The organism is Streptomyces sp. Root1304, assembly GCF_001426405.1.
In the GTDB taxonomy this organism is placed as follows: Bacteria; Actinomycetota; Actinomycetes; order Streptomycetales; family Streptomycetaceae; genus Streptomyces.
The window spans coordinates 107,773-130,483 of record NZ_LMEP01000003.1 but is presented as its reverse complement, the minus strand read 5'-3'; the positions used below and the strand labels follow the sequence as shown (position 1 = coordinate 130,483).

The window sequence follows — 22,711 nt, the reverse complement described above, 5'->3', positions numbered from 1 at the left end:
TCCCGGCCGGGAGCTTCACCAGCGTGGTACGGGCCTCAGCCCGTGGCCAGCAGCACCGTGCCGACGAGCGCGAGCCCCGCGCCCGCCGCCTGGATCGCGCGGAGACGTTCCTTGAGGACGCCGAAGGCCGCGAGGGCCGTCACCACCGGGTAGAGGCTGGCGAGCACGGCCGCGACGGTGACCGGCCCCTGCTGGGCGGCGACGGCGTACGTGCCGTTGGCGGCGACGTCCGCGAGGCCGACGAAGGCGAGGGCCGGGAGCGCCGCGCGGATGACCCCGGGGCCGGCCTCCGGGACCGCCCGGCCGCCGCGCCGTACCGAGGCGTACAGGGCGCCGCCGCCCACCAGGACGTTGGTGACCCGCTGGACGAACAGGGCGAGGAAGAGGCCGGTGACGGTCGTGGAGGCCTCGGCGATCAGCGCCATCACCGAACCGAAGCCGAAGGCCGCGACGAGGGTGAGCAGGACCGCCTGGCGCTGGACCGGCGCGCCGCGCAGCTCCGGTCCGCCGGCGAGGACCACGCCCAGGATCGCCACCGCGATCCCCGCGAACTGCGCGAGCCCCGGCCGGTCGCCGACGAGCAGCCCGACCGAGACCGGGACGACCACGCCGAGCGAGCCGAGCGGGGAGACCACTCCCATCGGGCCGAGCGCCAGCGCCTTGTAGAAGGCGAGCATGGCCGCCGGGCCCACGACGCCCGCCCCGACCGCGTACCAGAGCTGGGGGCCGGCCTCGGTCCACGCGCCGGTCGCGAGGACGACGGTGCCGAGGACGAGGACGGCGAGGGCCTGCGAGACCACCACGACGGTGAGCGCGGGGATCCGGCGGGTCAGCAGACCGCCGCCGAAGTCGGCGAGGCCCCAGAGAAGGCTGGTGGCCAGGGCGAACAGGGCGGTCATGAGGCCTCGCAGTGACAGACGGCAGTACAGTGCAGTGAACCATGGGGTACACCTCACCGTAGTTCACTGCATTGAACTCTGTCATCCAGAATATTGGACGGAATGTGTCGGACCTCGATCAGCTCACGCAGTCGCTCGCCCGGAACCTGAAGCGCTGGCGCAAGGAGCGGGGACTCACCCTGGACGCCCTCGCCGCACGGTCGGGCGTCAGCCGCGGCATGATCATCCAGATCGAACAGGCCCGCACGAACCCCAGCGTCGGCACCACGGTGAAGCTGGCCGACGCCCTGGGCGTCTCCATCACGACCCTCCTCGACTACGAGCAGGGCCCCCAGGTCCGTCTCGTCCCGCCGGACCAGGCCGTCCGCATGTGGTCCACCTCCACCGGCAGCCACACCACCCTGCTCGTCGGCACCGAGGCCCGCGGCCCCCTGGAGCTGTGGTCCTGGGCGCTCATGCCGGGCGACGGCAGCGCCTCCGACCCGCATCCCGACGGCACGGTCGAGCTCCTGAACGTGACCGCCGGCGTCCTCACCCTCGTCGTGGACGGCGAGGAACACACCCTGCCCGCCGGTACGTCCGCCGTCTTCGAGGCCAACACGACGCACGCCTACCGCAACGACGGTGCCGACCCCGTCGAGATGACGATGGCCGTCTCCATCCCGCCCGTACGCTGAGACACCCCGCCCGCACGGGGCGGCGGTGACAGGCCCTAGCGTGAGGCGCATGCGCGCACCCATCGGAACCTTCGACGACGCCCGGCCCGCCCCCGACCGCCTCGACCTGCTGACCGGGCCCGTCGCCGCCGCCGTCCGCGCCTGGACCGGCCCCGTACCGGCCGATCAGCTGCTGTACGTGGACACCGACCCGGACATCGCCGACACCGCCGCGTTCGTCGAGCACCACGGCTCCGAGCTGCTCGACGCGTCGGCGAACTGCGTGGTCGTCGCGGGCAGGCGCGGCGAGACCACCACCCTGGCCGCCTGCGTCGTGAAGTCGGCGACACGGGTCGACGTCAACGGGGTCGTGCGCAAGCATCTCGGCGCACGCAAGGTCTCGTTCGCCCCGATGGACACCGCGACCGGCGAGACCGGCATGGAGTACGGCGGCATCACCCCGATCGGCCTCCCGGACGGCTGGCCGCTCCTCGTGGACGCCGCCGTCGTCGACACCGACTGGGTCCTGATCGGCAGCGGCCGACGCCGCGGCAAGCTCATCGTCCCGGGCAAGGCCTTCGCCCAACTGCCGGGCGGGGTCGTCCTGGAGGGCCTCGGCGTCCCGGTCGGCTGAACACCGCCGACCGGGGACCCGGCGCGGCGCCCGGAAGCCGGACGCGGCTCAGCCCAGGCGCGGGATCTCGATGGCGGGGCACCGGTCCATGACCATGTCCAGGCCCGCCGCACGGGTGCGCTCGAACGCGGCCTCGTCGACGACGTCGAGCTGGAACCAGACTGCTTTGGCCCCGATCGCGACGGCCTCGTCGGCCACCGCCCCGGCCAGCTCGGCGTTCACGAACACGTCGACGACGTCCACCGGGAACGGGATGTCGGCGAGGGAGGCGTAACCCCGCTCGCCGTGGACCGTCTCCGCCTTCGGGTGGACCGGAACGATCCGCTTCCCGAAGCGCTGGAGCACGGCCGCCACGCCGTACGCGGCACGCGCCGTGTTCGACGAGAGGCCCACCACCGCCCAGGTGTCGCCCGTGGACGTGAGGATCCTCCGTACCGCCTCCGACGCGGAGTACCCGGCGGTCCCGGCGCCCTCCGTCGTGCCGGCGGTGTCGGTGGTCGTGGTGTCGACGCTCATCGTTGTGCTGCCTTTCCTCGGCGCGGCCCGTCCACCCGCTCAACGAGCCGCCCCGTGCCGTGATTCCCCACCCCCGCCTCAGACCTCCCAGGCAAGCCTTTCGGCCTCCCGGGGCCCCTCCACGAGGGACGGAAGACCCGGACCGAAGGTCATCACCGGCCGTGCCGGGTCCCATCCGCGCCAGCCGGGGTCGCCGGTCGCCGCGAACGCCACCCAGGCCGCGTGCATCGCCGACGCCAGGTCCCGGGGCGCGTCCGGGCCCGTCAGGGCGCGCGTCTCCGGCAGGCCGAGCGTGTCGAAGACGAAGCCGAGTTCGAGCGCGTGACAGGCGCCGAGGTCCAGGACGGGAGAGCGCCAGCCGAACTCGTAGAGATACGTACCGCCGGGGGCGCCGGTACGGAGCCGGGCGTCCGCGAGCCTGTTCAGCGGGATCCGCAGCAGTTTGTCCGTGGCCAGCGCCCCCAGCACCTCGCCCGGCTTCTCCAGCGGACGCCCCGCCCGGTACACCCGGGCCGTGGCCGACGGCACCTTCGCCTTCCACAGCAGCAGCCGCTGCACCCAGGGACCCACCCGGTCCGTGACCCCGCCCGGCACGAACCACAGCCGGTACTCCTCCGCGGTCGTGCCCATCAGCAGGTCCACGTCCGCCGAGGCCCCCTCCGCGAGCGCCTCCGCCGGGTCGCGCGGGACGACCTCGCCGTCGACGGCGATCTGGAAGGACTTCCCGCCGGACAGCGGCGAGCCCTTGCCGGTCACCTCCGTCTGCGCGGCCAGCAGCCGGTCCCGGTCCACGCGCGCGAAGGCCTTCGCCGTCGCCGGCACCTTGAGCCGCGCGGCCACCGCCTCGGTGGTCCGGCGGGCCTCGGCGAGCGGCAGGGCCATCGGCGCCCCGCTCTGCACCACCGCACGCCGGAACAGGCCCTTCGCGAGCGGCGAGGTCAGCAGCGCCGCGATCGAGATCGCGCCCGCCGACTCGCCGAACACCGTCACCCGCTCCGGATCCCCGCCGAAGGCCCCGATGGTGTCCCGGACCCAGCCGAGCGCGGCGATCTGGTCACGCAGACCGAGATTGCCGGGTGCGTCCGGGAAGACCCCGAAACCCTCCACGCCGAGCCGGTAGTTGACCGAGACGAGCACCACGCCGTCCCGGGCGAAGGCGGTGCCGTCGTAGACGGGGACCGCCGAGGAACCGTGGACGAGCGAACCGCCGTGGATCCAGACCATGACCGGCCGGCCGGCGGGGCCCGCGCCGCCGGCCCGCCCCCGGCCGCCACCGTCGCCGGGCCTCCGCTCCCCGCCGTCACCGGGGCGCCCGTCGCCGCCCTCCCGCGCGTCCCCGGCCGGTGGCCACGGCGCCCAGACGTTCAGGTTGAGACAGGCCTCTCCCGCGACCTCCGGGTCGGGCAGGAGGGCGTCGAGCGGCGGGGCGTACGGGCGTTTCGGCGCCGTCGGACCGAAGGCCGTGGCCTCCAGGACCCCGTCCCACGGCTCGGCCGGTTCCGGCGCCCGGAACCGCAGCGCGCCGACCGGCGCCCGCGCGTACGGCACGCCGAGGAAGGCGGCCACCCCGTCCTTCAGGGAGCCCCGCAGCACTCCGCTCCGCGTCCGGACCTCAGGACCGAGCCCACCGCTCTCCGACATCGCCCCAACCCCTTCTCCGGCCGGCCCGCCGACCGCTCCTCACCGACCGGCTTCTCCCGGCCGGCGTCCCGGGCCACGCGCGCGTGCCCCGATTCCTCCGTGGTTACGCGTTCCCCGCCAGTGCCCGCTTCAGGACCTTGCCCGTCGGACCCAGCGGCAGTTCCTCGACGAAGCGCACGATCCGGGGGTACTTGTGGCGCCCGAGACGCTCCCGCGACCAGTCCACGAGCTCCTCCTCGGAGAGCGGGGCCGCGCCGTCCCGGCGCACCACCACCGCGCACACCTCCTCGCCCTTCGCCTCGTCGCGGACGCCGATCACGGCGACCTCCGCGACCGAAGGATGGCGTACGAGCACCTCCTCGACCTCGCGCGGGTAGATGTTGAAGCCGCCCCGGATGACCAGGTCCTTCTTCCGGTCGACGATCCGCAGGAACCCGTCCTCGTCGCGTACGCCCAGGTCGCCCGTACGGAACCAGCCGTCCACGACCGCCGCCGCCGTCGCCTCCGGGTCGTTCAGGTACCCGGCGAAGACGTTGTGTCCGCGCACCACGACCTCCCCGATCGCGCCGTCCGCGAGCAGGACGACCTCCCGGTCGACGGCGGCGTCCGCGACGCCCACCTCGACGCCCCACACCGGGTGCCCGACGGTGCCCGGGCGCCGGCCCAGGTGCGGCTGGTTGAACGTGGCGACCGGCGAGGTCTCCGTCAGGCCGTACCCCTCCAGGACCTGGGTGCGGAAGGTCTCCTCGAAGCGCTCCAGGACGGCGACCGGCAGCGCCGCACCGCCCGACACGGCGGCGCGCAGGGCCTCCGGACGCAGTTCGGAACCGGCAGCCGCCTCCACCAGCGCGTGGTACATCGTCGGCACGCCCATGAAGACCGTCACCCCCTCGTCGGCCAGCACCCGCAGCGCGGCCGGGCCGCTGAACCGGGGCATGAGGACCAGCGTGGCGCCCTGGCGGAGCGTCCCGTTCATCGCGCAGGTCTGGCCGTAGCTGTGGAAGAGCGGCAGACAGCCGAGGACCACGTCCCCGGCGCCGAGACCGAGGAGGTCCTGCGAGGTCACGGACGCGTTCATGACGATGTTGAGATGGGTGAGCAGCGCCCCCTTCGGGCGGCCCGTGGTGCCGCTCGTGTACAGGATCACCGCCGGATCCGAGGGGTCGGCCGGCTCCGGCGCGGCCAGCGGCTCCACCGCCGAAGGCGCCCCCTGGAACGCGCGCACCCCGGCGGCGCGCGCCGCCTCGTCGGCCACCGCCCACAGCGGGCCGCCGCTCACGATCCCCACCGCGCCGCTGTGCTCCAGGACGTACCGCACCTCGTCCGCGACGAGCAGCGCGTGCACCGGCACCACCGTCGCACCGGCGGCGAGCGCCCCGTAGTACACCCGGAGGAACTCCGTCGTGTTCGGCAGCAGCACCGCCAGCCGGTCGCCCGGACGCACCCCCGCCTCGCGCAGTCCGGCCGCGCACCGCAGCGCCTCCGTCCACAGCTCCCCGTAGGTGAGCCGGGTCGCCCCCTCGACGACCGCGATCCGGTCGGGGAAGTGGCGGGCGGACTCGCCCAGCACGCCGGCGACGCTCAGTGACATGGCACGCTCCAGAAAGGCGGAGTCGACAACGCTGTTGACGACGGGGTGTCGATCGGCTGACACGGCACAGAATCCGCCGTGACACCGCCCGGACGCCATGTGCAGCTGCCCACCATGTGACGCGCCGAGCTGGGCAGCGGCCCCGCCGTCGCGCCCGAGCCGTGGCATTCGCCAAATCCCGACGTTACGGTGCGAGCCATGACGCACAGCTCGGCCGCACCGGGAGAGCCCCCGGCGACCCCCACGGGCGACGGCCCCCCGCCGCGCGCCTCGGCGCGCTCCGGTGGAAGTCCCGCGCCCACGCCACGCGCGGGAGCGCGCTCCGGCGGCGCCCGGACACCGCCGCCCGCCGGGGCACGCTCCGGTGGTGCGCTCCCGTCCTCGCCCCCGCCCACCGGCGTACGCCCCGGCGGAAGCCACACGCCCCTGGGCGGCGTCGGTGGCTCCGGCGCGCTCCGGCGCTCCCTCGCCACCGCGATCCTCGCCGACATCGACCGGCTCACCGACCGCGCCGTCGCCGACATCCACGCCCACTCCGGTACGTACGCCTCCGGCGCCCCCGTCACCCGCGAGGACCTGTGGGCGATCTGCCGCGACAACCTCCTGCGCGCCCTGGAGGACTTCGGCGGCCTCGAAGCGACCGGCGGCGACTTCGAGTGGGCGGCCCGCGAGACCGGCCGCCGCCGTGCCGAGCAGGGCGTACCCCTGGACACCGTCCTCCAGGCCTACCGGCGCGGCGGCCGGATCCTCTGGCAGGTCATGGCCGAGCACCTGCGGGTCCGCGCGGGGCGCGAGTCCGACAGCCGTGACATCGAGCTGGACATGGCCGGCGGCGTCTGGGAGACCATCGACCGCTACTCGGTCGCGATGGCCGACGCGTACCGGCTCGCCCAGCTGGAACTCCAGAGCCGTCAGGACACCCGTCGGGTCGCCCTCTTCGAGGCGCTGCTCGACGGCCGCGCCGACGACCCGGCCGTCGCCTCGGCCGCCGCGGCGGCGCTCGGCGTCCCCGCGTGCGACCGCTACGTCGTCGTGGTCGCCGCCCAGGACCCCGCCGCACCGCCGCACCCCGCGCCGGTCCTCGAAGCACAGGGCATGTGGTCCTTCTGGCGCCCGCGCTCCGGCCGGTACGCCGGCATCGTGCGGCTGCCCCGCCGCGACGCGCCCGCCGGCCGGTCGTCGGCGGCCGGCCCCGGCGGTGCCCCCGACCCGGCGGACCCGGCCACGCGCGCGCTGCTCGCCGCCCTGCGCGAACGGACCGGGGCCACCGCCGGGGTCTCCCCGGAGTTCGAGCGCCTCTCCGAGGCCGGCCGCGCCCTGCGGCTCGCCGAGCAGACCCTCCGTACCCTCCCGGCCGGCAGCGGCGAGGTCGCGGTCTTCGACGACCGGCTCGCCCAGGTGCTGCTGAGCGCCCGCACCGACATCGCCGAGCGGATCGTCACCGTCCACCTCGGGCCGGTGCTCGCGACCGGCGGCGAACGGGCCGCCCTCCTCACCACCCTCCGGGCTTGGCTCGACCACGGCTGCTCGGCCTCCCGCGCCGCCGAGCAGCTGTACTGCCACCGCAACACCGTGCTCAACCGCATCGGCCGCGTCGCCGAGCTCACCGGCCGCTCCAGCGAGTCCGGCGAGGCCCGCCTCGGCTGGGCGCTGGCCCTGCGCGCCCTGCCGTACGCCGGTCTCGGCACCGCGCCCGAACCGGCGGCGGGGGAGGACGAGGCGGACGGCACATAGGGCCCGGGGAGGCATCACCGGTTCCGGCGGGGATCACCGGGGCCGGCGCCACGTACGCGGGCCTCCGGCGCCCGCCGGAGATCACCGCCTCCTGCGGAACGTAGGCTGGTCGGATGCAGGAGCAGTACCGGACACCGGCCCGCGAGGGCGTGCACGAGACCGAGATCAACCGTTCGCGCTTCCTCTGCGCGCTCGCGCCCGTCGCCGACGAGCGGGAGGCGCAGGAGTTCGTCGCGCGCGTCCGCAAGGAGCACCCGACCGCCACCCACAACTGCTTCGCGTACGTCCTCGGCGCCGACGCCTCCGTCCAGAAGGCGAGCGACGACGGGGAGCCCGGCGGCACGGCGGGCGTCCCCATGCTCCAGATGCTCCTGCGCCGCGAGATGCGGTACGTGGTGGCCGTCGTCACCCGGTACTACGGCGGTGTGAAGCTCGGCGCGGGCGGCCTCATCCGCGCGTACGGCGGTGTCGTCGGTGAAGCCATCGACGCCCTCGGCACGGTGACCCGGCAGCGCTTCCGGCTCGCCACCGTCACCGTCGACCACCAGCGCGCGGGCAAGCTGGAGAACGACCTGAGGGCGACGGGGCGGGCCGTCCGCGAGGTGCGGTACGCCGAGGCCGTCACGATCGAGATCGGCCTCCCGGACGCGGACGTCACCGCCTTCCGGGCCTGGCTCGCCGACGCCACGGCGGGAGCGGCGTCGTTCGCACTCGGCGGAGAGGCGTACGGGGACGCCTGACGGGTACGGAGCGCCGGTCACCGCGCCCGGCCGCGCCACGGCGGCGTGACCCTCGACACCGTCCGCCGCCGCCCGCCCCGTACCCCCGGCGCTCCTCTCCCCGAGCGGCCCCGACCACCCGCCCCGGCGGGATAGCGTGGAGGGCGCACACGACGGGAACCGGCGGCGAGGAGCGACGCACATGCGGGGTGGGACGGCATCGTGAGGCTCCTGCACACCTCGGACTGGCACCTCGGCCGGTCCTTCCACCGCGTCGGCCTCCTCGACGCCCAGGCCGCCTTCCTCGACCACCTCGTGGCCACCGTCCACGCGCACGAGGTCGACGCCGTGCTCGTCGCCGGCGACGTGTACGACCGGGCCGTGCCCCCGCTGACCGCCGTCGAACTCTTCGACACCGCGCTGCACCGCCTCGCCGAGGCCGGTGTGCCCACCGTCATGATCTCCGGCAACCACGACTCCGCCCGCCGCCTCGGCGTCGGCGCCGGACTCATCGGGCGGGCCGGGATCCACCTCCGTACCGACCCCGCCGGCATCGGCACCCCCGTCGTCCTCACCGACGCGCACGGCGACGTCGCCGTCTACGGCCTGCCGTACCTCGAACCCGCCCTGGTCCGCGAACAGCTCGGCGCACCGAAGGCCGGGCACGAGGCCGTGCTCGCCGCCGCCATGGACCGGGTCCGCGCCGACCTCGCCGCCCGGCCGCCGGGCACCCGCTCCGTCGTCCTCGCCCATGCCTTCGTGGCCGGCGGCGCTCCCAGCGACAGCGAGCGGGACATCACCGTCGGTGGTGTCGCCGCCGTCCCCACCGGCGTCTTCGACGGCGTCGACTACGTCGCCCTCGGCCATCTGCACGGCAGCCAGACCCTCACCCCGCGCGTGCGCTACTCCGGCTCCCCGCTCGCGTACTCCTTCTCCGAGACCGACCACCGCAAGACCATGTGGCTCATCGACCTCGGCCCCGCCGACGGCCCCGACGCCCCCGGAGCCGACGGCGGCCCCGAGGGCGGGGCCACCGGCGCGATCACCCGCGCCGAACGCCTCGACTGCCCCGTCCCGCGCCCCCTCGCCCGGATCAGGGGCCACCTCGACGACCTCCTCGCCGACCCGGAGCTCACCCCCCACGAGGAGTCCTGGGTCGAGGCCACCCTCACCGACCCCCTGCGCCCCGCCGAGCCGATGGCCCGGCTCGCCGAGCGCTTCCCGCACACCCTCCACCTGGTCTTCGACCCCGAGCGCGCCGACGACGCCCCCGGCGCCTCCTACGCCTCCCGGCTCCGGGACCGCACCGACCAGCAGATCGCGGAGGACTTCGTGGCCCATGTGCGCGGCGGCGCGAGCCTCGACGGGCCCGAACGGGCGGTGCTGTACGGAGCCTTCGACGACGTACGGGTCGACGCGGCCGAGCGCGAGGTGGACCGGTGAGACTGCACCGCCTGGAGATCACCGCGTTCGGCCCCTTCGGCGGCACGCAGAGCGTGGACTTCGACGCCCTGTCCTCCGCGGGACTCTTCCTCCTCCACGGACCGACCGGCGCGGGCAAGACCTCCGTCCTCGACGCCGTCTGCTTCGCCCTCTACGGCAGCGTCCCCGGCGTCCGCCAGACCCCCGGCGCGTCCCTGCGCAGCGACCACGCGCCCGTCGGCACGACCACCGAGGTCGTCCTCGAACTGACCGTGGGGGACCGGCGCCTGGAGATCACCCGGCGCCCCGCCCAGCAGCGCCCCAAGAAGCGCGGCGGCGGCTTCACCACGGAGAAGGCCCAGACCTGGCTGCGCGCGTACGACCCCGCCACGCGCGCGTGGACCGGCCTCAGCCGCTCCCACCAGGAGGTGGGGGAGGAGATCACCCAACTCGTCGGCATGAGCCGCGACCAGTTCTGTCAGGTCGTCCTCCTCCCGCAGGGCGACTTCGCGCGCTTCCTGCGCGCCGACGCCGAGGCCCGCGGCCGCCTCCTGGGCCGCCTCTTCGACACCCGGCGCTTCGCCGCCGTCGAGGAGCGCCTCGCCGAACTGCGGCGCTCCGCCCAGCAGCAGGTCGAGGACGGGGACGAGCGGCTGCTCGCCCTCGCCCACCGCATGGGCCAGGCGGCCGGCGGCCTCGGCGTCGCCCGTACGTCCGTGGAGGGACGGCCCGGTGACCCCGGGCTCGCCGACACGGTCCTCACCTGGGCCGCCGTCGCCCGTACGGAGGCCCGCGAGGCCCTGGACATCGCGCGCGTACGGCTCGACGCGGCCGAGGTCCGCCACGGCGCCGCGCGTGCCGCGCTCGACGCCGAGAACGACCTCGCCGCCCGCCAGGAACGGCACGCCGACGCCGTCCGCCGTCAGGAACGGCTCACCGCGCACGCCCCCGAACGCGACCACCTCCAGGCCGCCCTCGACCGCGGCCTCAGGGCGGACCGGGTGGCCCCCGCCCTGGGACTCCGCCGCGACGCCGAACGCGCGCACGCCGCCGCGCACTCCGCCCGGGACCGCGCCCGCGCCCTGCTGCACCCCGAGCTGGCCGAGGCCGGGGCCGAGCAGCTCACCGCCCTCGAACACCGGCTGCGCGAGGAACTCGGCGGACTCGAAGGGGCCCGCCGCGCCGAACGCCGGGCCGCCGTGATCACCGAGGAGCGCGCCCACCTCGCGCGCGAGGCGCGCGCCGACGACGCCGTCCTCCAGGACGCGGCCGACTGGCTCGCGGGCTGGGAGCCGCGCCGGACCGCGCTCGCCGAGCGCGTCGAGGCCGCGCGGGACGCCGCCGCCCGCGCCGAGCACCTCGCCGGACGCCTGGACCCCGCCCGCCGCAGGCTCGCCGCCGCCCGCCGCAGGGACGCCCTCGCGCGGGACACCCGGGCCGCCGAGGCACGCCTCGCGGAGGCCCGCGAGCAGCGGAACGCCGCCCACGAGAGCTGGCTCGACGTCAAATCCCGCCGCCTGGAAGGCATCGCCGCCGAACTCGCGGTCACCCTCGCCCCGGGCGACCCCTGCCAGGTCTGCGGCTCCACCGCCCATCCCGCTCCCGCCCGCACCACCGCCGACCACGTCGACCGCGCCGCCGAGGACGCCGCCTACGCGGCCTACGCCCGCGCCGACGAGACCCGCACCGCGGCCGAGAGCGAACTCGCCGCCGTCCGCGAGTCCTGGACCTCGGCGCGCGCCGAGGTCCAGGCGGGCGGCCCGGCCGAGCAGGACGGCGCGGCCGAACCCGCCGTCGACGAACTCGCCCGCGAGGCGGAGGAACTGAGCCGCCGTCACGCCGAGGCGCACGCCCTCGCCGCCCAGACCCACCACGCGCGGGAGGCGCTCGCCCGCGCCGAACGCGAGTACGAGGGACGCGTCGGCGCCCAGCGGGAGGCCGAACGCCGGGTCGCCGCCCGGACCTCTCGCCGCGAAGCCCTCGACGCCGAGACGGCCGCCCTGGAGGAGGAACTCGCCCGGGGACGCGGTGCCTTCGCCGGGGTCGACGAGCACGCCACCCGGCTGGAGCGGCGGATCGCCCTTTTGATCGACGCCACCGGGGCCGTACGCGACGCCGAACTCGCCGCCCAGCGCCTCAAGGAGGCCGACGACCGGCTGGCCGACGCCGCCTACCGCGCCGGGTTCACCACCCCCGCCGAGGCCGCAGCGGCCCTCCTGCGCGAGACCGAGCGCCGGGACCACCAGCGGCGCGTGGACGCCTGGCAGGCCGAGGCGGCGGCCGTCGCCGACCGGCTCGCCGAGCCCGGCACCGCGGCCGCCGCGGGTCTGCCGCCCGCCGACCCCGAGGCCGCGGCCGTCACCCACACCGCGGCCGAACGCGCGCTCCGCGAGGCCGACTCGGCGCTGGCCGCGGCCCGCGAACGCGTCACCGGCCTCGGCGGGCTCTCCCGGCAGGCCGCGACCGAGGTCCGCCGCCTGGGACCGCTGCGCGAGGAGTACGACCGCGTCGCCCGCCTCGCCGCCCTCACCGCGGGCACCTCCGCCGAGAACGAGCGGCGCATGCGCCTGGAGTCGTACGTCCTGGCGGCCCGGCTCGAACAGGTCGCGGCCGCCGCGACCGCCCGCCTCCAGCTGATGTCCGCCGGCCGCTACACCCTGGTCCACTCCGACGCGCGCGCCGGAGGCAAGCGGGCCGGACTCGGCCTGCACGTCGTCGACGCCTGGACCGGCAACGAACGCGACACCGCGACCCTCTCCGGCGGCGAGACCTTCTTCGCCTCGCTCGCCCTCGCCCTCGGCCTGGCCGACGTGGTCACCGAGGAGGCCGGAGGCGTACGGCTCGACACCCTCTTCATCGACGAGGGCTTCGGGAGCCTCGACGAGCAGACCCTCGACGAGGTCCTCGACGTCCTCGACTCGCTGCGCGAGCGCGACCGCAGCGTCGGCATCGTCAGCCACGTGGGAGACCTCCGCCGTCGCATCCCGGCCCAGCTGGAGGTCGTCAAGGGGCGGCAGGGCTCGGCGGTACGACTGCGCGCCGGCGGCGCGGGGCTCGGGGGCTGAGCGCCCGCCGGGTGCATGCCGGGCCCGGCCGCTCAGCGGCTCAGTGACCGCCGGGGCAGCGGCGACGAGTAGACCACGCTGGTCGTCACCGCGCCCAGGGTGGAGATCTTCCCCGTGATCTCCTCCAGGTGCTTCATCGAGCGCGCCGCGACCTTCAGCACGAAGCAGTCGTCGCCGGTGACGTGGTGCGCCTCCAGGACCTCCGGCGTGGTGTCGATCAGGTCGTGGAACGGCTTGTAGTTGCCGTGCGGGTAGCGGAGCCGTACGAAGGCGAGGATGGGGAGCCCCAGCCGGTCCTGGTCGACGATCGCCGTGTATCCGGCGATCACCCCGGCCTCTTCGAGGCGCCGCACCCGCTCGGTCACCGCGGACGGGGACATCGACACGGTGCGGGCCAGCTCGGCGAAGCTGGCGCGGCCCTCGGACTGGAGGGCTTCGAGGATGCGCCAGTCGGTGGCGTCGGGGAGGTACTCGCTGGTCATGCAGCAGGAATAGCAGGGGAATCCCCGGCCGATCAAATGATCGGCCGGGAATCCCACCGGACGCGGGGCCTCAGAGCCGGGAGAGCTCCTCGACCAGGTCGTCGAGGCCCAGCGGGCCGAGCGAGAGCGCCGCCATGTGCCAGGCCTTCGCGTCGAACGCCTCGCCGTGCGCCGCCCGCGCGTTGGCGCGGCCGAGCAGCCAGGCGCGCTCGCCCAGCTTGTAGCCGATCGCCTGCCCCGGCACCGACAGGTAGCGGGTCATCTCGCTCTCCACGAACGACGGCGGACGGCTGCTGTGCCGCTGGAAGAACTCCTGCGCCAGCTCCGGGGTCCACCGCTCGCCCGGGTGGAACGGCGAGTCCGCCGGGATCTCCAGGCCCAGGTGCATGCCGATGTCCACGATCACCCGGCACGCGCGCATCATCTGGCCGTCGAGGTAGCCGAGGCGTCGCTCGGCGTCCGGCAGGAAGCCCAGTTCGTCCATCAGACGCTCGGCGTAGAGCGCCCAGCCCTCCATGTTGGCGCTGACCTTGCCGATCGTCGCCTGGTAGCGGGAGAGCCGGTCGGCGACGTGCACCCACTGCGCGATCTGGAGGTGATGGCCGGGAACGCCCTCGTGGTACCAGGTCGACACCAGGTCGTACTCGGGGAAGCGGGTGGTGCCGTCCACCGGCAGCCAGGTGCGGCCGGGCCGCGAGAAGTCCTCGGACGGGCCGGTGTAGTACGGGGCGGCGGCGCCCCCGGCCGGGGCGATCCGCGACTCCACCCGCCGTACCCGCTCGGCCAGTTCGAAGTGGGTGCCGTCCAGCGCCTCGACGGCCTCGTCCATCAGCCCCTGGAGCCAGACCCGCACCTCCTCCACGCCCTCGATGTGCGCGCCGTGCTCGTCGAGGTGGGCCAGTGCCTCCCAGGGACCGGCGCCGGGCAGGATCCGCTCGGCCTCGGTCCGCATCTCGCCGAGCAGCCGGTGGTACTCGGCCCAGCCGTACGCGTACGCCTGGTCGAGGTCCAGGTCGGTGCCGTTGAAGTAGCGGGTCCACCGCTGGTACCGCTCACGGCCCACCGTGTCCGGGGCGTCCGCGACGGCGGGGGCGTACACGTCCCGCATCCAGTCGCGCAGCGCCGCGACCGCCTCGGTCGCCCCCCGGCCTGCCTTCGCCAGCCCGGCGCGCAGGTCCTCCGGCAGGTCCGCGGGGCCGGAGGCCGCGAACTCCTCGAACCAGCCCGGCTCACCGTCCCCGGCGCCCGCCCACTCGGTGAGCTGGCCGACGAAGGTGGCGGTCGGACGCGGCCCGCCGAACAGCTCGCGTTCCAGTCCCAGCGCGAGCGAGGCGCGGTAGCCCTCGAGGGCGGCCGGGACCGCCCGGAGCCGGGACGCCACCGCCGTCCAGTCCTCCTCCGTCTCCGTCGGCATGACGGTGAAGACGATGCGGACGCTGTGCGCGGGCGAGCGCATGTTGCTGACCGCGCGGAGGGACTCCTCGGCCTCGTGCACGGCGAGTTCGGCCGTCAGGCGCTCCCGCAGCAGCCGGGCGCAGCGGCGCTCGGCCGGGTCGTCCGCGCCCGGGGAGCGCTCCGCCTCGGCGAGCCGGGCGAGCGTACGGCGGGCGAGGCCGGCCAGCGCCCGCTGGCCGGCGGGCGAGAAGTCGGGCAGCAGTCCGGCGCTCTCCTTGACTCCCAGGTACGTACCGGTGATCGGGTCGAGGGCGATGAGTGCGTCGACGTGGTCGTCGGCGACCTGGCGGGGCAGCGGGCTGCTGGAAGTCTCTGGCATGGGGGTCATCCTGGCGCCTCCGAAGGGCCCGCGTCACCCTCGTCCGGCCTCAGTCGGCTGACAAGGAGGGGCCCGACGAGGGCGGCAGAAGCGGCCCGCACTCCCACTGCTGGAAGATCAGCCGGGTCTCCACACGGGCCACCTCGCGGCGGGAGGTGAACTCGTCGAGGACGAGTCGTTGCAGGTCGGAGGGGTCCGCGACCGCCACGTGCACCAAGTAGTCATCGGGCCCCGTCAGATGGAACAGCGCCCGGGACTCCGGGAGGGCGCGGATCCGGTCGACGAACGGACCGATCAGTTCCCGCCGGTGCGGGCGGACCTGGACGAGCAGCAGCGCCTCCAGCCCACGGCCGAGTTTGGCCGGATCCAGCCGTAGCTGGTGTCCGAGGATCACCCCGGTGCGCCGCAGTCGTGCGACCCGGTCCAGGCAGGTGGAGGGGGCCACCCCGACCTCGGCGGCGAGTTCCCGGTAGGTGGTCCGGGCGTCGTTCTGCAAGAGGCGAAGAATGTGCAGATCGACCGCGTCCAGTACGACAGAATCAGCCATCCGGCGAACGTAACACGGGCCTTCTCCCCTACTTCCCGGTATCCGTTCACAGTGCCGCCATGGACGCCATGGACTACGGCCCCTCGGCCGCCCCGAGGGCCCTCGCCACCGAAGCCGTGCACGCCGGCCGCGAAGACCTCGCCTCGCTCGGGCTGCACGCCCCGCCGCTCGACCTGTCCACCACCTACCCCTCGTACGACGCCCGGGCCGAGGCCGCCCGGATCGACGAGTTCGCCACCACCGGCGCCCGGCTCGACGGGCCGCCCGTCTACGCCCGGCTCGACAACCCCACCGTCGCCCGCTTCGAGGAGGCCCTCGCCCGCCTCGAAGGCGCCGAGGCCGCCGTCGCCTTCGCCAGCGGCATGGCCGCCTTCACCGCCGTCCTGCTCGCCCGGGCGAGCCAGGGCCTGCGCCATGTCGTCGCGGTCCGCCCCCTGTACGGGTGCAGCGACCACCTGCTCGACGGCGGGCTGCTCGGCACGGAGGTGACCTGGACCGACCCGGCGGGCATCGCGGACGCGATCCGCCCCGACACCGGCCTGGTGATGGTCGAGTCGCCCGCCAACCCGACCCTCGCCGAGGCGGACATCCGCGCCCTCGCGCACTCCTGCGGCTCCGTGCCGCTGCTGGTCGACAACACCTTCGCCACCCCGGTGCTCCAGCGGCCGGTCGAGCAGGGCGCCCGCATCGTGCTGCACAGCGCGACCAAGTACCTGGGCGGGCACGGCGACGTCATGGGCGGGATCGTCGCCTGCGACGAGGAGTTCGCCCGCACCCTCCGCCAGGTCCGCTTCGCCACCGGCGGGGTGCTGCACCCGCTCGCCGGCTATCTGCTGCTGCGGGGTCTCTCGACCCTGCCGGTACGGGTCAGGGCGGCGTCCGCCACGGCGGCGGAGCTCGTACGGCGGCTCGCCACCGACCCCCGGATCGCGCGCGTCCACTACCCCCGGATCGGTGGCGCGATGATCGCCTTCGAGGTGTACGGCGACCCGCACGACGTCATCGCCGGCGTCCGGCTGATCACCCCGGCGGTCAGTCTCGGCAGCGTCGACACCCTGATCCAGCACCCGGCCTCCATCAGCCACCGCATCGTGGCCGAGGGGGACCGGCGTTCGGCGGGCGTCAGTGACCGGCTGCTGCGGATGTCGGTCGGCCTGGAGGACGTCGAGGACCTGTGGCGGGACCTCACCCAGGCGCTCAGCGCCGAGCCCGCGGAGCCGCTCCCGGCGGTCTCCGTCGTTCCTACGCCTTCCGCTGTTCCTGCCGGGGCCGGCCGGCCGGCCGAGGTGCCGGGGTCAGCCGGGCGGTGATCACCAGCGTGCCCTCCTCGATCTGGTAGTCGAGGGGCAGGCCGAGGGCGCGCATCGCGGCCACCATCCCGGTGTTGGACGACTGGGTGACGGCGTACACGCTCGCGCATCCGGCCTCCTCGGCCATGGCCACGAGCCGGCCGAGGAGTTCGGAGCCGATGCCGCGCCGCTGCCAGTCGTCCTCCACCATCAGCGCGACCTCCGTCTCGTCGCCGTCCCACAGCAGGTGGCCGAGGGCGACGAGACGGCCGGAGGTCGTCTGGACGGCGAGGGTACGGCCGAAGCGGGGGCTGAGCAGATGGTCGAGGTAGCGGTCCGCGTCGCCGACCGGGCCGTGGTAGCGCAGGCCGAGGGTGCGGGCCGAGCAGCGGTCGTGCATGGCGCGCGCGGCCCGCAGATCGCGCTGGTCGGCGCGGCGGACGGTGATCTCGTTGCCCTCGGGCAGCGTCAGCACGTCCTGGCTGCGCGGGACGCGCGGGCCGAGCCGCGCGTCGAGCTCCACGAGGGCGCGGGCGCGGGCGAACTCGGTCGGGGTGAAGGGAAGGTACGGCCGCTCGACGATGAGCGTGCCGCCGTTGGGGTCGCGCAGCCGCATCACGGTCTCTTCGAGGACCCCCTCGACCGGGGCGGGCTCGCCGGTGGGGCGGCCGGTGAGCGAGACGGCGGGCACCGAGTGGAGCGTGCAGCGGCCGAGGAGCTGGCGCAGCGCGAGCGGCAGTTCGGCCGCGTCGAGGGCGGTGCGCGTGGCCAGGCCGAGGACCCGGGTGGGGGTGTCCACCAGGTCGTGGGTGTCGGCCCGTTCGGTCCAGGTGTTCCGGCCGCCGGCCGCCGCCGTCTCGCGGGCCAGGTCCTGGGCGGAGAGGCCGGCGGGGGCGCGCAGCAGGAACTCGTCGACCGTGCCGTCGGCGAGCGGATGCGTCTGGAGGGTGAGGATGTCCACCCGCAGTCCGGCGAGGGTCGTGCACAGCGCGGCCAGGCTGCCCGGTGTGTCCGCGACGGTGGTCCGCATCCGCCACAGCGTGGTCTCGACGGGCCGCCCGGAACCGGGGGCCTCCGCGGGCTCCTCCTCGGCGGGACCGGATCCGGCGGACGGGGTCATGGCGGACGGGGCGGCGGCGGACGGGTGCGCGGGGGAGGGCTTCGAGGTGGACGGGTTCATGGGCGACGTGAGGGGGTGCCCGCCGGTGTGAGCGGCGGGCGGGGCATGGTCGGCATGCCCCCGCCTCCGTGCCCACCAGGTGTGGAAGGCCGCGGTGGCGGCCAGCGCGACCGCCGAGAAGACCAGGAGGTAGGGGCCGTCGGGGCCCTTGACGATGGTCTTGGCGATCGTGTCGGCCACCACCACGGCGGTGAACAGGGCGGCGAGCTCGATCAGGTCGTGCCGCCAGTGGTGGGGGCGTCGGGTGCTCTTCGAAGACGTCACATCGGTCATGACCTCACTGTGACCCAGTGGTGTTGCGTGATCACGAACGCTTTGTGACTGACGGGTTAAGCGCCCATCTAGCGGCTTAAAGAACGATTCAGACCGTTTCTGTCAGAGGGTGATCGGCCCCCTGACGGAGTGCGGTCAGCAGCCGTCTGGCCTGCACCAGGAGCTGTGTCGAACCCCGTCCCGAGGCGAGCGCGTCGAGCCCGGCGACCCCGTCGCCCGCCCCGCACCGCTCCACGCAGTCGGCCGCGACCGCGAGGACCTCACCCAGCCCGCGTACCGGCTTCGGCGCGGCGAGCACCTCCGGAAGCATCGCAGCGAACACCGACCAGACCGTCCCGTACGCCCCGGTCGCGGCCGCCGTCCGGGCCGCGTCCGCCAGCCGGTTCGGCTTGACCGACCCCTCCGCGACCAACGGGGCCAGCTCCGTGCCGAGCCGCCGCGCGTCGAGATCGCCCCGCGCCGCGAGGACGAGCACCGCGTCCACCGCGCGCAGCCGGTCGTCCGCGTCCCCGCAGCCGAGGCCGAACGCCAGGGCCAGATGGACCGCGCGGCCCACCGGACCGTCGGCCTCGGCCAGCGCCGTCAGGGGTGCGGTCGCACCCCGGGCGTCCCCCTCCACGGAGTGCGTGAGGGTCTGCAGGAGGCAGGCCGCGAGAAGCTCGCGGTCGGCCGGCAGCACCGGGGGCCACTGGGCGCGGCCCTCCACCCAGTGGTAGCAGGGGCGGGGCGTCGCCTCCAGAGCGCCGCCCAGCCACTGGAAGGCGGGCGGGAACTCCGCCCGCACCACGGGGTTCTCGCCGAGGTCCACCACGATCCGCTGCATCAGCCAGAACCTGTGCAGGGCCTTGTCCTCGTCCCGGGGCAGGAACCGTACGGTCGCCCCGACGGGCTCCTGGCACAGCCAGGCGGCGAGCCGCGTGCCGGCCGGGGTGCCGAGCGCCGCCGCCTCCTCGGCGGCCCGGACCACCGTCGGGGCGGTACGCAGGACCCGGACCAGGGCCTGCGCGAGATCGGCCGGAGCGGGCTCGACGCCCGCGTCCCGGTACTCCCGCAGCCGCTCCACCAGCACCAGCGGGTCGATCACTCCGGTATGTCCGGTGGGCGTGGCGAGGAGGAACGGCAGGGCGTCCGTGCCGACGAGGTCGGCGGCCTCCCACAGCCGGGCGTCGAGCACCCCGGACAGGGTCTGGTGGAAACAGGCGTCCGAGCCGTGTCCCTCGGTCCGGCGGAGGTCGACCAGAGCCGGGTTCAGGTGACGGAGCAACCCGGCGATGACGACATGGATCCCATGGGTCGCGTAGGTGAAGTAGTGGGTCTGGTGCTGCCACGGCGGCTGCGGGAAGGCCTCCCGTACCGCCTCCGCCACGGCCGTCCGGTCCCGGTGCGCGTGCCGCACCAGCCCGTCGAGCGCCCGCTCGAAGGCCACGGGATCGTCGGAGAGCCGCTTCACCACCAGCTCGGCCACCAGCTCCTCGACCGTCGTCGCCGGGGGCGCGAGCGGCTGCGGCTCGGGCAGGGGCGGCAGGATCTCCTCGTACGGCTCCACGTCCTGGGACCCCAGGGCCGCGCCGAACAGCTCCGCTGCCGACCCCCGGTGCGTGGGGCTCAGCTCACCGGCCCGCTCGGCCAGCTCACGTCGTACGGAGGCGCCGACGGCCGGCAGGTGGCGGTCCACCAGCTTCAGCGCCCGCCCCTGGAGATCGGTGTCCTCCTGCCCGAAGGCCTCCGCCACGGCGGGCAGCAGCGCGTCCGCCGAACCGGGCTCCCGTGCCAGCACCCTGCCCACCAGGGCCAGCTGAGCCCGGACCAGCTTCTTCTCGGTGCGGAAGAGCACCGCACTCGTCATCTCGGCCAGAGCGGAGGTCGGCAGCGTCCCGTCGGCCGCGAGGCCCGCCAGGGCCTCCTGCGCGTACCCCGCGACCGTCGACGGGGAGTCCGCCGCCATCCCGACGAGGTCCGGGACCCGCTCCAGGAATTCCGCCGGGGTCGGTTCGACCAGTCGCAGCACGTCCATGGGGAACCTCAGGTCACGGGGACGGCCGCCCCGGAGCAGCCGGGAGGCGGCGGCGTCCACGACCGCGGCGCGGTCGAGCACTCCCTCTCCGACCAGCGCCACCGCGGCCGTGGGCCAGTGCTCCGGGGAGTCGTCGGGGACCGCCCAGGTCAACGGCTCGGGGGTCTCCGGCATCGAGAGGGCGTGGACCAGGAGGACCGGCGACTGCGGGTCCCGCCTCAGCCGCTCCAGGAGCGTGGGCCCCTCGGGCCTCTCCGCGTGATGGCGAACGGTACCGATCTCCCGCGTCCAGGCGAGGACGTAGCCGTCCGTCGCGGGCGTCGGGCGGCCCGACCGCTCGACCAGGCCCCGGATCATCCCGTAGCTCTGCTCCGCCACGGCGGGGCGGGCGGCGAGCCGGCCCGCCACCTCCGCCAGCCACTCCGGAGTCCGGTCACCGACCGCCCGGAGCGCCAGCGCGCTGCCCTCCGAGCGCCACGGCATCAGATCGCGCCCGCCGAGCCAGGACGCCGCCGCTGCGGCGCCCGTGTGACAGCCCGCTCCCGCCACGTACAGCGCGCGCCGGATCCGGTCCGCTTCGTTCGGACGGATCCCGTCCAGGGAACGCACCTCGGTGCGCAGCTCCTTCAGCCGCGGGAGGGCCGCCTTCCGCTCGGCCGCGCCCAGCGGCTGCAGCAGCTCGGGCACCTCGGAGGCCTTCCCCTCACGCACCGCCTCGATCAGCTTCTCGATCCCCATGACGTCCTCCGCCCCCATGACCTTCCCTGCCCCCATGACCTTCTCCGCCCCTGTGGCCCTGTCCGTCGACGGTGTCGCCGTCGTGCCTTCCGTGCCTCGCGTACTGTTCCCGGTCATCGCGACGCTCCCGCAGCCGGGCCCGACGCCGCTTCCAGCGCGGTGTCCCTGGCCGCTCCCACACCCCGCCGGACCATCCGGACGGCGAGCGCATGCTTGCACGGCCCCCGCCGCCCCCGGTGGTCCGCCCACCACGCACAGGTGCAGGCGATCACCCCGTCCGACACCCGCACCCGGTAGTGCCGGTCACCCGAGGCCACCGTCGCCAGGTCCCCGTCCAGCTCCACCGCACCCTCCGCGACCAGCCGGCGCGCGGTCACCAGGCGCGGATTGTGGCGCTCCGCACGGTCCGCGTCGTACGGCAGCTCCCGGTGGAAGTAGGCCGCGTCGGCCACGTCGTACCCCACCCGGCCCGCCGTACCGAGCCGGGTCAGCGCCGCGCGCACCCGGTCGACGGTGAGCCCCGCCTGCGCCGCCAGATCGGCCGTGTCGATCCTCGGCTCCCAGGCCAGGAGGACCGAGACCAGCTCGGCGTCCTGTGCCGCCTCGTCCGTCGCGAGGGCCTCCAGGACCCCGCCCTCGCCGGAGAACCCCCGTGCGGGGTCGGGCGACAGGGTCAGCGTCAGCCGCATCCCCGGAAGGGTCACCTCCCAGGCGCTCGCCGTGGCGAAGGCGCCGTCCGGTACCGGGCCGTACACCCGGAGGCCCGTCGCGTGCCGCAGCACCCGCTCCAGGGCGACCAGCCGATCGGGGCCCGGGAGGCACACCGCGCCCGCTCCCGGCCGGGTCGTCGGACGCAGGCTCCGGCCGGACTGCGCGATCCACAGCGGGCCGCGCCCCCGGGCCTGGCCGCGCGGCAGGGAACGCAGGAAGCGGACGGCCTCCGCCCCGGTCAGCTCAGCCCGCAGATCGAACCGGGCCGAGGCGACCTGCGCCTCGGCGAAGCCCCGCAGCCAGCGGTCCGGCAGCGGGACCTTCTTCTCCACGACCGAACCGGCGAGGGTGGTCACCGCCATCTCCTCGGGGCCCACCCGCAGATGCAGCGGATCGTCCCCGGTCATCCGCGACAGCGCGTCGCGCAGCGGGTCGTTGACGTCGACGTTGGTCGTGCCGTGCCCCGTCTCCGTACCGCCGAGGCCCTCGTCGAGCACGTCCAGACGCGCGTACACCCCGCCGCAGCCGGAGAACGACTCGAACCGCAGCCGGTCGCCGTTCCCCGTCACCACCGGGTCCAGTGACCCCGGCCGCGTCCGCTGGTGGTAGCGGGCCGCCGCCACGTCGGCCACCGCGAGCAGCCCGCGCGCGGCGATCTGCGGCGCGGCCAGGAAGCCGGAGAAGAAACGGGGGTGGGCCTCGGCCCCCCGGGGCGTGAGACCCCCCGCCGTCTCCAGACCGAGCAGCCGGCCGGAGCCCGTGGACTCCAGGGCCGACGGGCGGACATAGGCGAGTGCCTGTACGGATCGCGTCATGGGAACGACAT

General features: G+C 75.1%; 17 protein-coding genes. 7 read left to right on the top strand and 10 right to left on the bottom strand.

From position 1 onward, the window contains the following. Positions 1-35: 35 nt before the first annotated feature. Positions 36-899 carry a DMT family transporter gene (locus tag ASD33_RS07400; protein ID WP_056555325.1) on the bottom strand — a complete coding sequence of 288 codons (864 nt, stop codon included), beginning with the start codon at positions 897-899 and terminating at the stop codon, positions 36-38. A gap of 104 nt (positions 900-1,003) precedes the next feature. Between ASD33_RS07400 and ASD33_RS07395 the strand changes: the two genes are divergently transcribed. Both ASD33_RS07395 and ASD33_RS07390 read left to right on the top strand, forming a co-directional pair. Continuing rightward, entirely contained in the window at positions 1,004-1,576 is a 573-nt protein-coding gene (locus ASD33_RS07395) for an XRE family transcriptional regulator (protein ID WP_056555322.1), read from the top strand. 49 nt (positions 1,577-1,625) lie between these two features. Further along, positions 1,626-2,189, top strand: a complete 564-nt coding sequence (locus tag ASD33_RS07390) for a YbaK/EbsC family protein (protein ID WP_056555319.1) — start codon at positions 1,626-1,628, stop codon at positions 2,187-2,189. Between the two features lie 48 nt (positions 2,190-2,237). On the opposite strand, the gene ASD33_RS07385 is transcribed toward ASD33_RS07390, so the two are convergent. From ASD33_RS07385 to ASD33_RS07375, 3 genes are all read right to left on the bottom strand, one after another. Then, entirely contained in the window at positions 2,238-2,705 is a 468-nt protein-coding gene (locus tag ASD33_RS07385; RefSeq protein ID WP_056555316.1) for a CoA-binding protein, read from the bottom strand. Between the two features lie 78 nt (positions 2,706-2,783). Further along, a complete protein-coding gene (locus ASD33_RS07380; RefSeq protein WP_056555313.1) occupies positions 2,784-4,346 on the bottom strand; it encodes a carboxylesterase family protein in 1,563 nt (520 codons plus the stop codon). Positions 4,347-4,449: 103 nt separating this feature from the next. Next, positions 4,450-5,937: a long-chain fatty acid--CoA ligase gene (locus ASD33_RS07375; RefSeq protein WP_056555310.1), complete on the bottom strand. Its 1,488-nt coding sequence runs from the start codon at positions 5,935-5,937 to the stop codon at positions 4,450-4,452. A gap of 198 nt (positions 5,938-6,135) precedes the next feature. On the opposite strand from ASD33_RS07375, the gene ASD33_RS07370 reads away from it, so the two are divergent. The 4 genes from ASD33_RS07370 (at position 6,136) to ASD33_RS07355 (ending at position 12,877) form a co-directional block, all read left to right on the top strand. Next, positions 6,136-7,671, top strand: a complete 1,536-nt coding sequence (locus ASD33_RS07370; RefSeq protein ID WP_242426857.1) for a PucR family transcriptional regulator — start codon at positions 6,136-6,138, stop codon at positions 7,669-7,671. A 113-nt stretch (positions 7,672-7,784) separates the two neighbouring features. Continuing rightward, positions 7,785-8,411 carry a YigZ family protein gene (locus tag ASD33_RS07365; protein ID WP_056555307.1) on the top strand — a complete coding sequence of 209 codons (627 nt, stop codon included), beginning with the start codon at positions 7,785-7,787 and terminating at the stop codon, positions 8,409-8,411. Positions 8,412-8,612: 201 nt separating this feature from the next. Then, entirely contained in the window at positions 8,613-9,833 is a 1,221-nt protein-coding gene (locus tag ASD33_RS07360; RefSeq protein ID WP_056555304.1) for an exonuclease SbcCD subunit D, read from the top strand. Further along, positions 9,830-12,877, top strand: coding sequence for an SMC family ATPase (locus ASD33_RS07355; RefSeq protein WP_056555301.1), 3,048 nt, complete (start codon positions 9,830-9,832; stop codon positions 12,875-12,877). Before ASD33_RS07360 ends, ASD33_RS07355 begins: the two co-directional genes overlap by 4 nt. A 32-nt stretch (positions 12,878-12,909) precedes the next feature. Here ASD33_RS07355 and ASD33_RS07350 read toward each other — a convergent pair whose 3' ends face one another. The 3 genes from ASD33_RS07350 to ASD33_RS07340 form a co-directional block, all read right to left on the bottom strand. Continuing rightward, the gene (locus ASD33_RS07350; protein WP_056555298.1) at positions 12,910-13,359 is read right to left on the bottom strand and encodes an Lrp/AsnC family transcriptional regulator; all 450 of its coding nucleotides are present in this window, start codon (positions 13,357-13,359) and stop codon (positions 12,910-12,912) included. A 70-nt stretch (positions 13,360-13,429) separates the two neighbouring features. Then, positions 13,430-15,133 carry a DUF885 domain-containing protein gene (locus tag ASD33_RS07345; RefSeq protein ID WP_199863469.1) on the bottom strand — a complete coding sequence of 568 codons (1,704 nt, stop codon included), beginning with the start codon at positions 15,131-15,133 and terminating at the stop codon, positions 13,430-13,432. A 49-nt stretch (positions 15,134-15,182) separates the two neighbouring features. Then, positions 15,183-15,680: an Lrp/AsnC family transcriptional regulator gene (locus tag ASD33_RS07340; protein WP_056555291.1), complete on the bottom strand. Its 498-nt coding sequence runs from the start codon at positions 15,678-15,680 to the stop codon at positions 15,183-15,185. A gap of 59 nt (positions 15,681-15,739) precedes the next feature. Between ASD33_RS07340 and ASD33_RS07335 the strand changes: the two genes are divergently transcribed. Continuing rightward, the gene (locus ASD33_RS07335; protein WP_056555288.1) at positions 15,740-16,990 is read left to right on the top strand and encodes an aminotransferase class I/II-fold pyridoxal phosphate-dependent enzyme; all 1,251 of its coding nucleotides are present in this window, start codon (positions 15,740-15,742) and stop codon (positions 16,988-16,990) included. On the opposite strand, the gene ASD33_RS07330 is transcribed toward ASD33_RS07335, so the two are convergent. The 3 genes from ASD33_RS07330 to ASD33_RS07320 form a co-directional block, all read right to left on the bottom strand. Continuing rightward, the gene (locus tag ASD33_RS07330) at positions 16,923-18,422 is read right to left on the bottom strand and encodes a GNAT family N-acetyltransferase (RefSeq protein WP_056555285.1); all 1,500 of its coding nucleotides are present in this window, start codon (positions 18,420-18,422) and stop codon (positions 16,923-16,925) included. The genes ASD33_RS07335 and ASD33_RS07330 overlap by 68 nt on opposite strands. A gap of 88 nt (positions 18,423-18,510) precedes the next feature. Next, on the bottom strand, positions 18,511-21,210 hold the full coding sequence (locus ASD33_RS07325; RefSeq protein ID WP_242426856.1) for a DUF6493 family protein: 2,700 nt from the start codon (positions 21,208-21,210) through the stop codon (positions 18,511-18,513). Positions 21,211-21,287: 77 nt separating this feature from the next. Continuing rightward, positions 21,288-22,700: an SWIM zinc finger family protein gene (locus ASD33_RS07320; RefSeq protein WP_056555278.1), complete on the bottom strand. Its 1,413-nt coding sequence runs from the start codon at positions 22,698-22,700 to the stop codon at positions 21,288-21,290. Positions 22,701-22,711 lie beyond the last annotated feature (11 nt).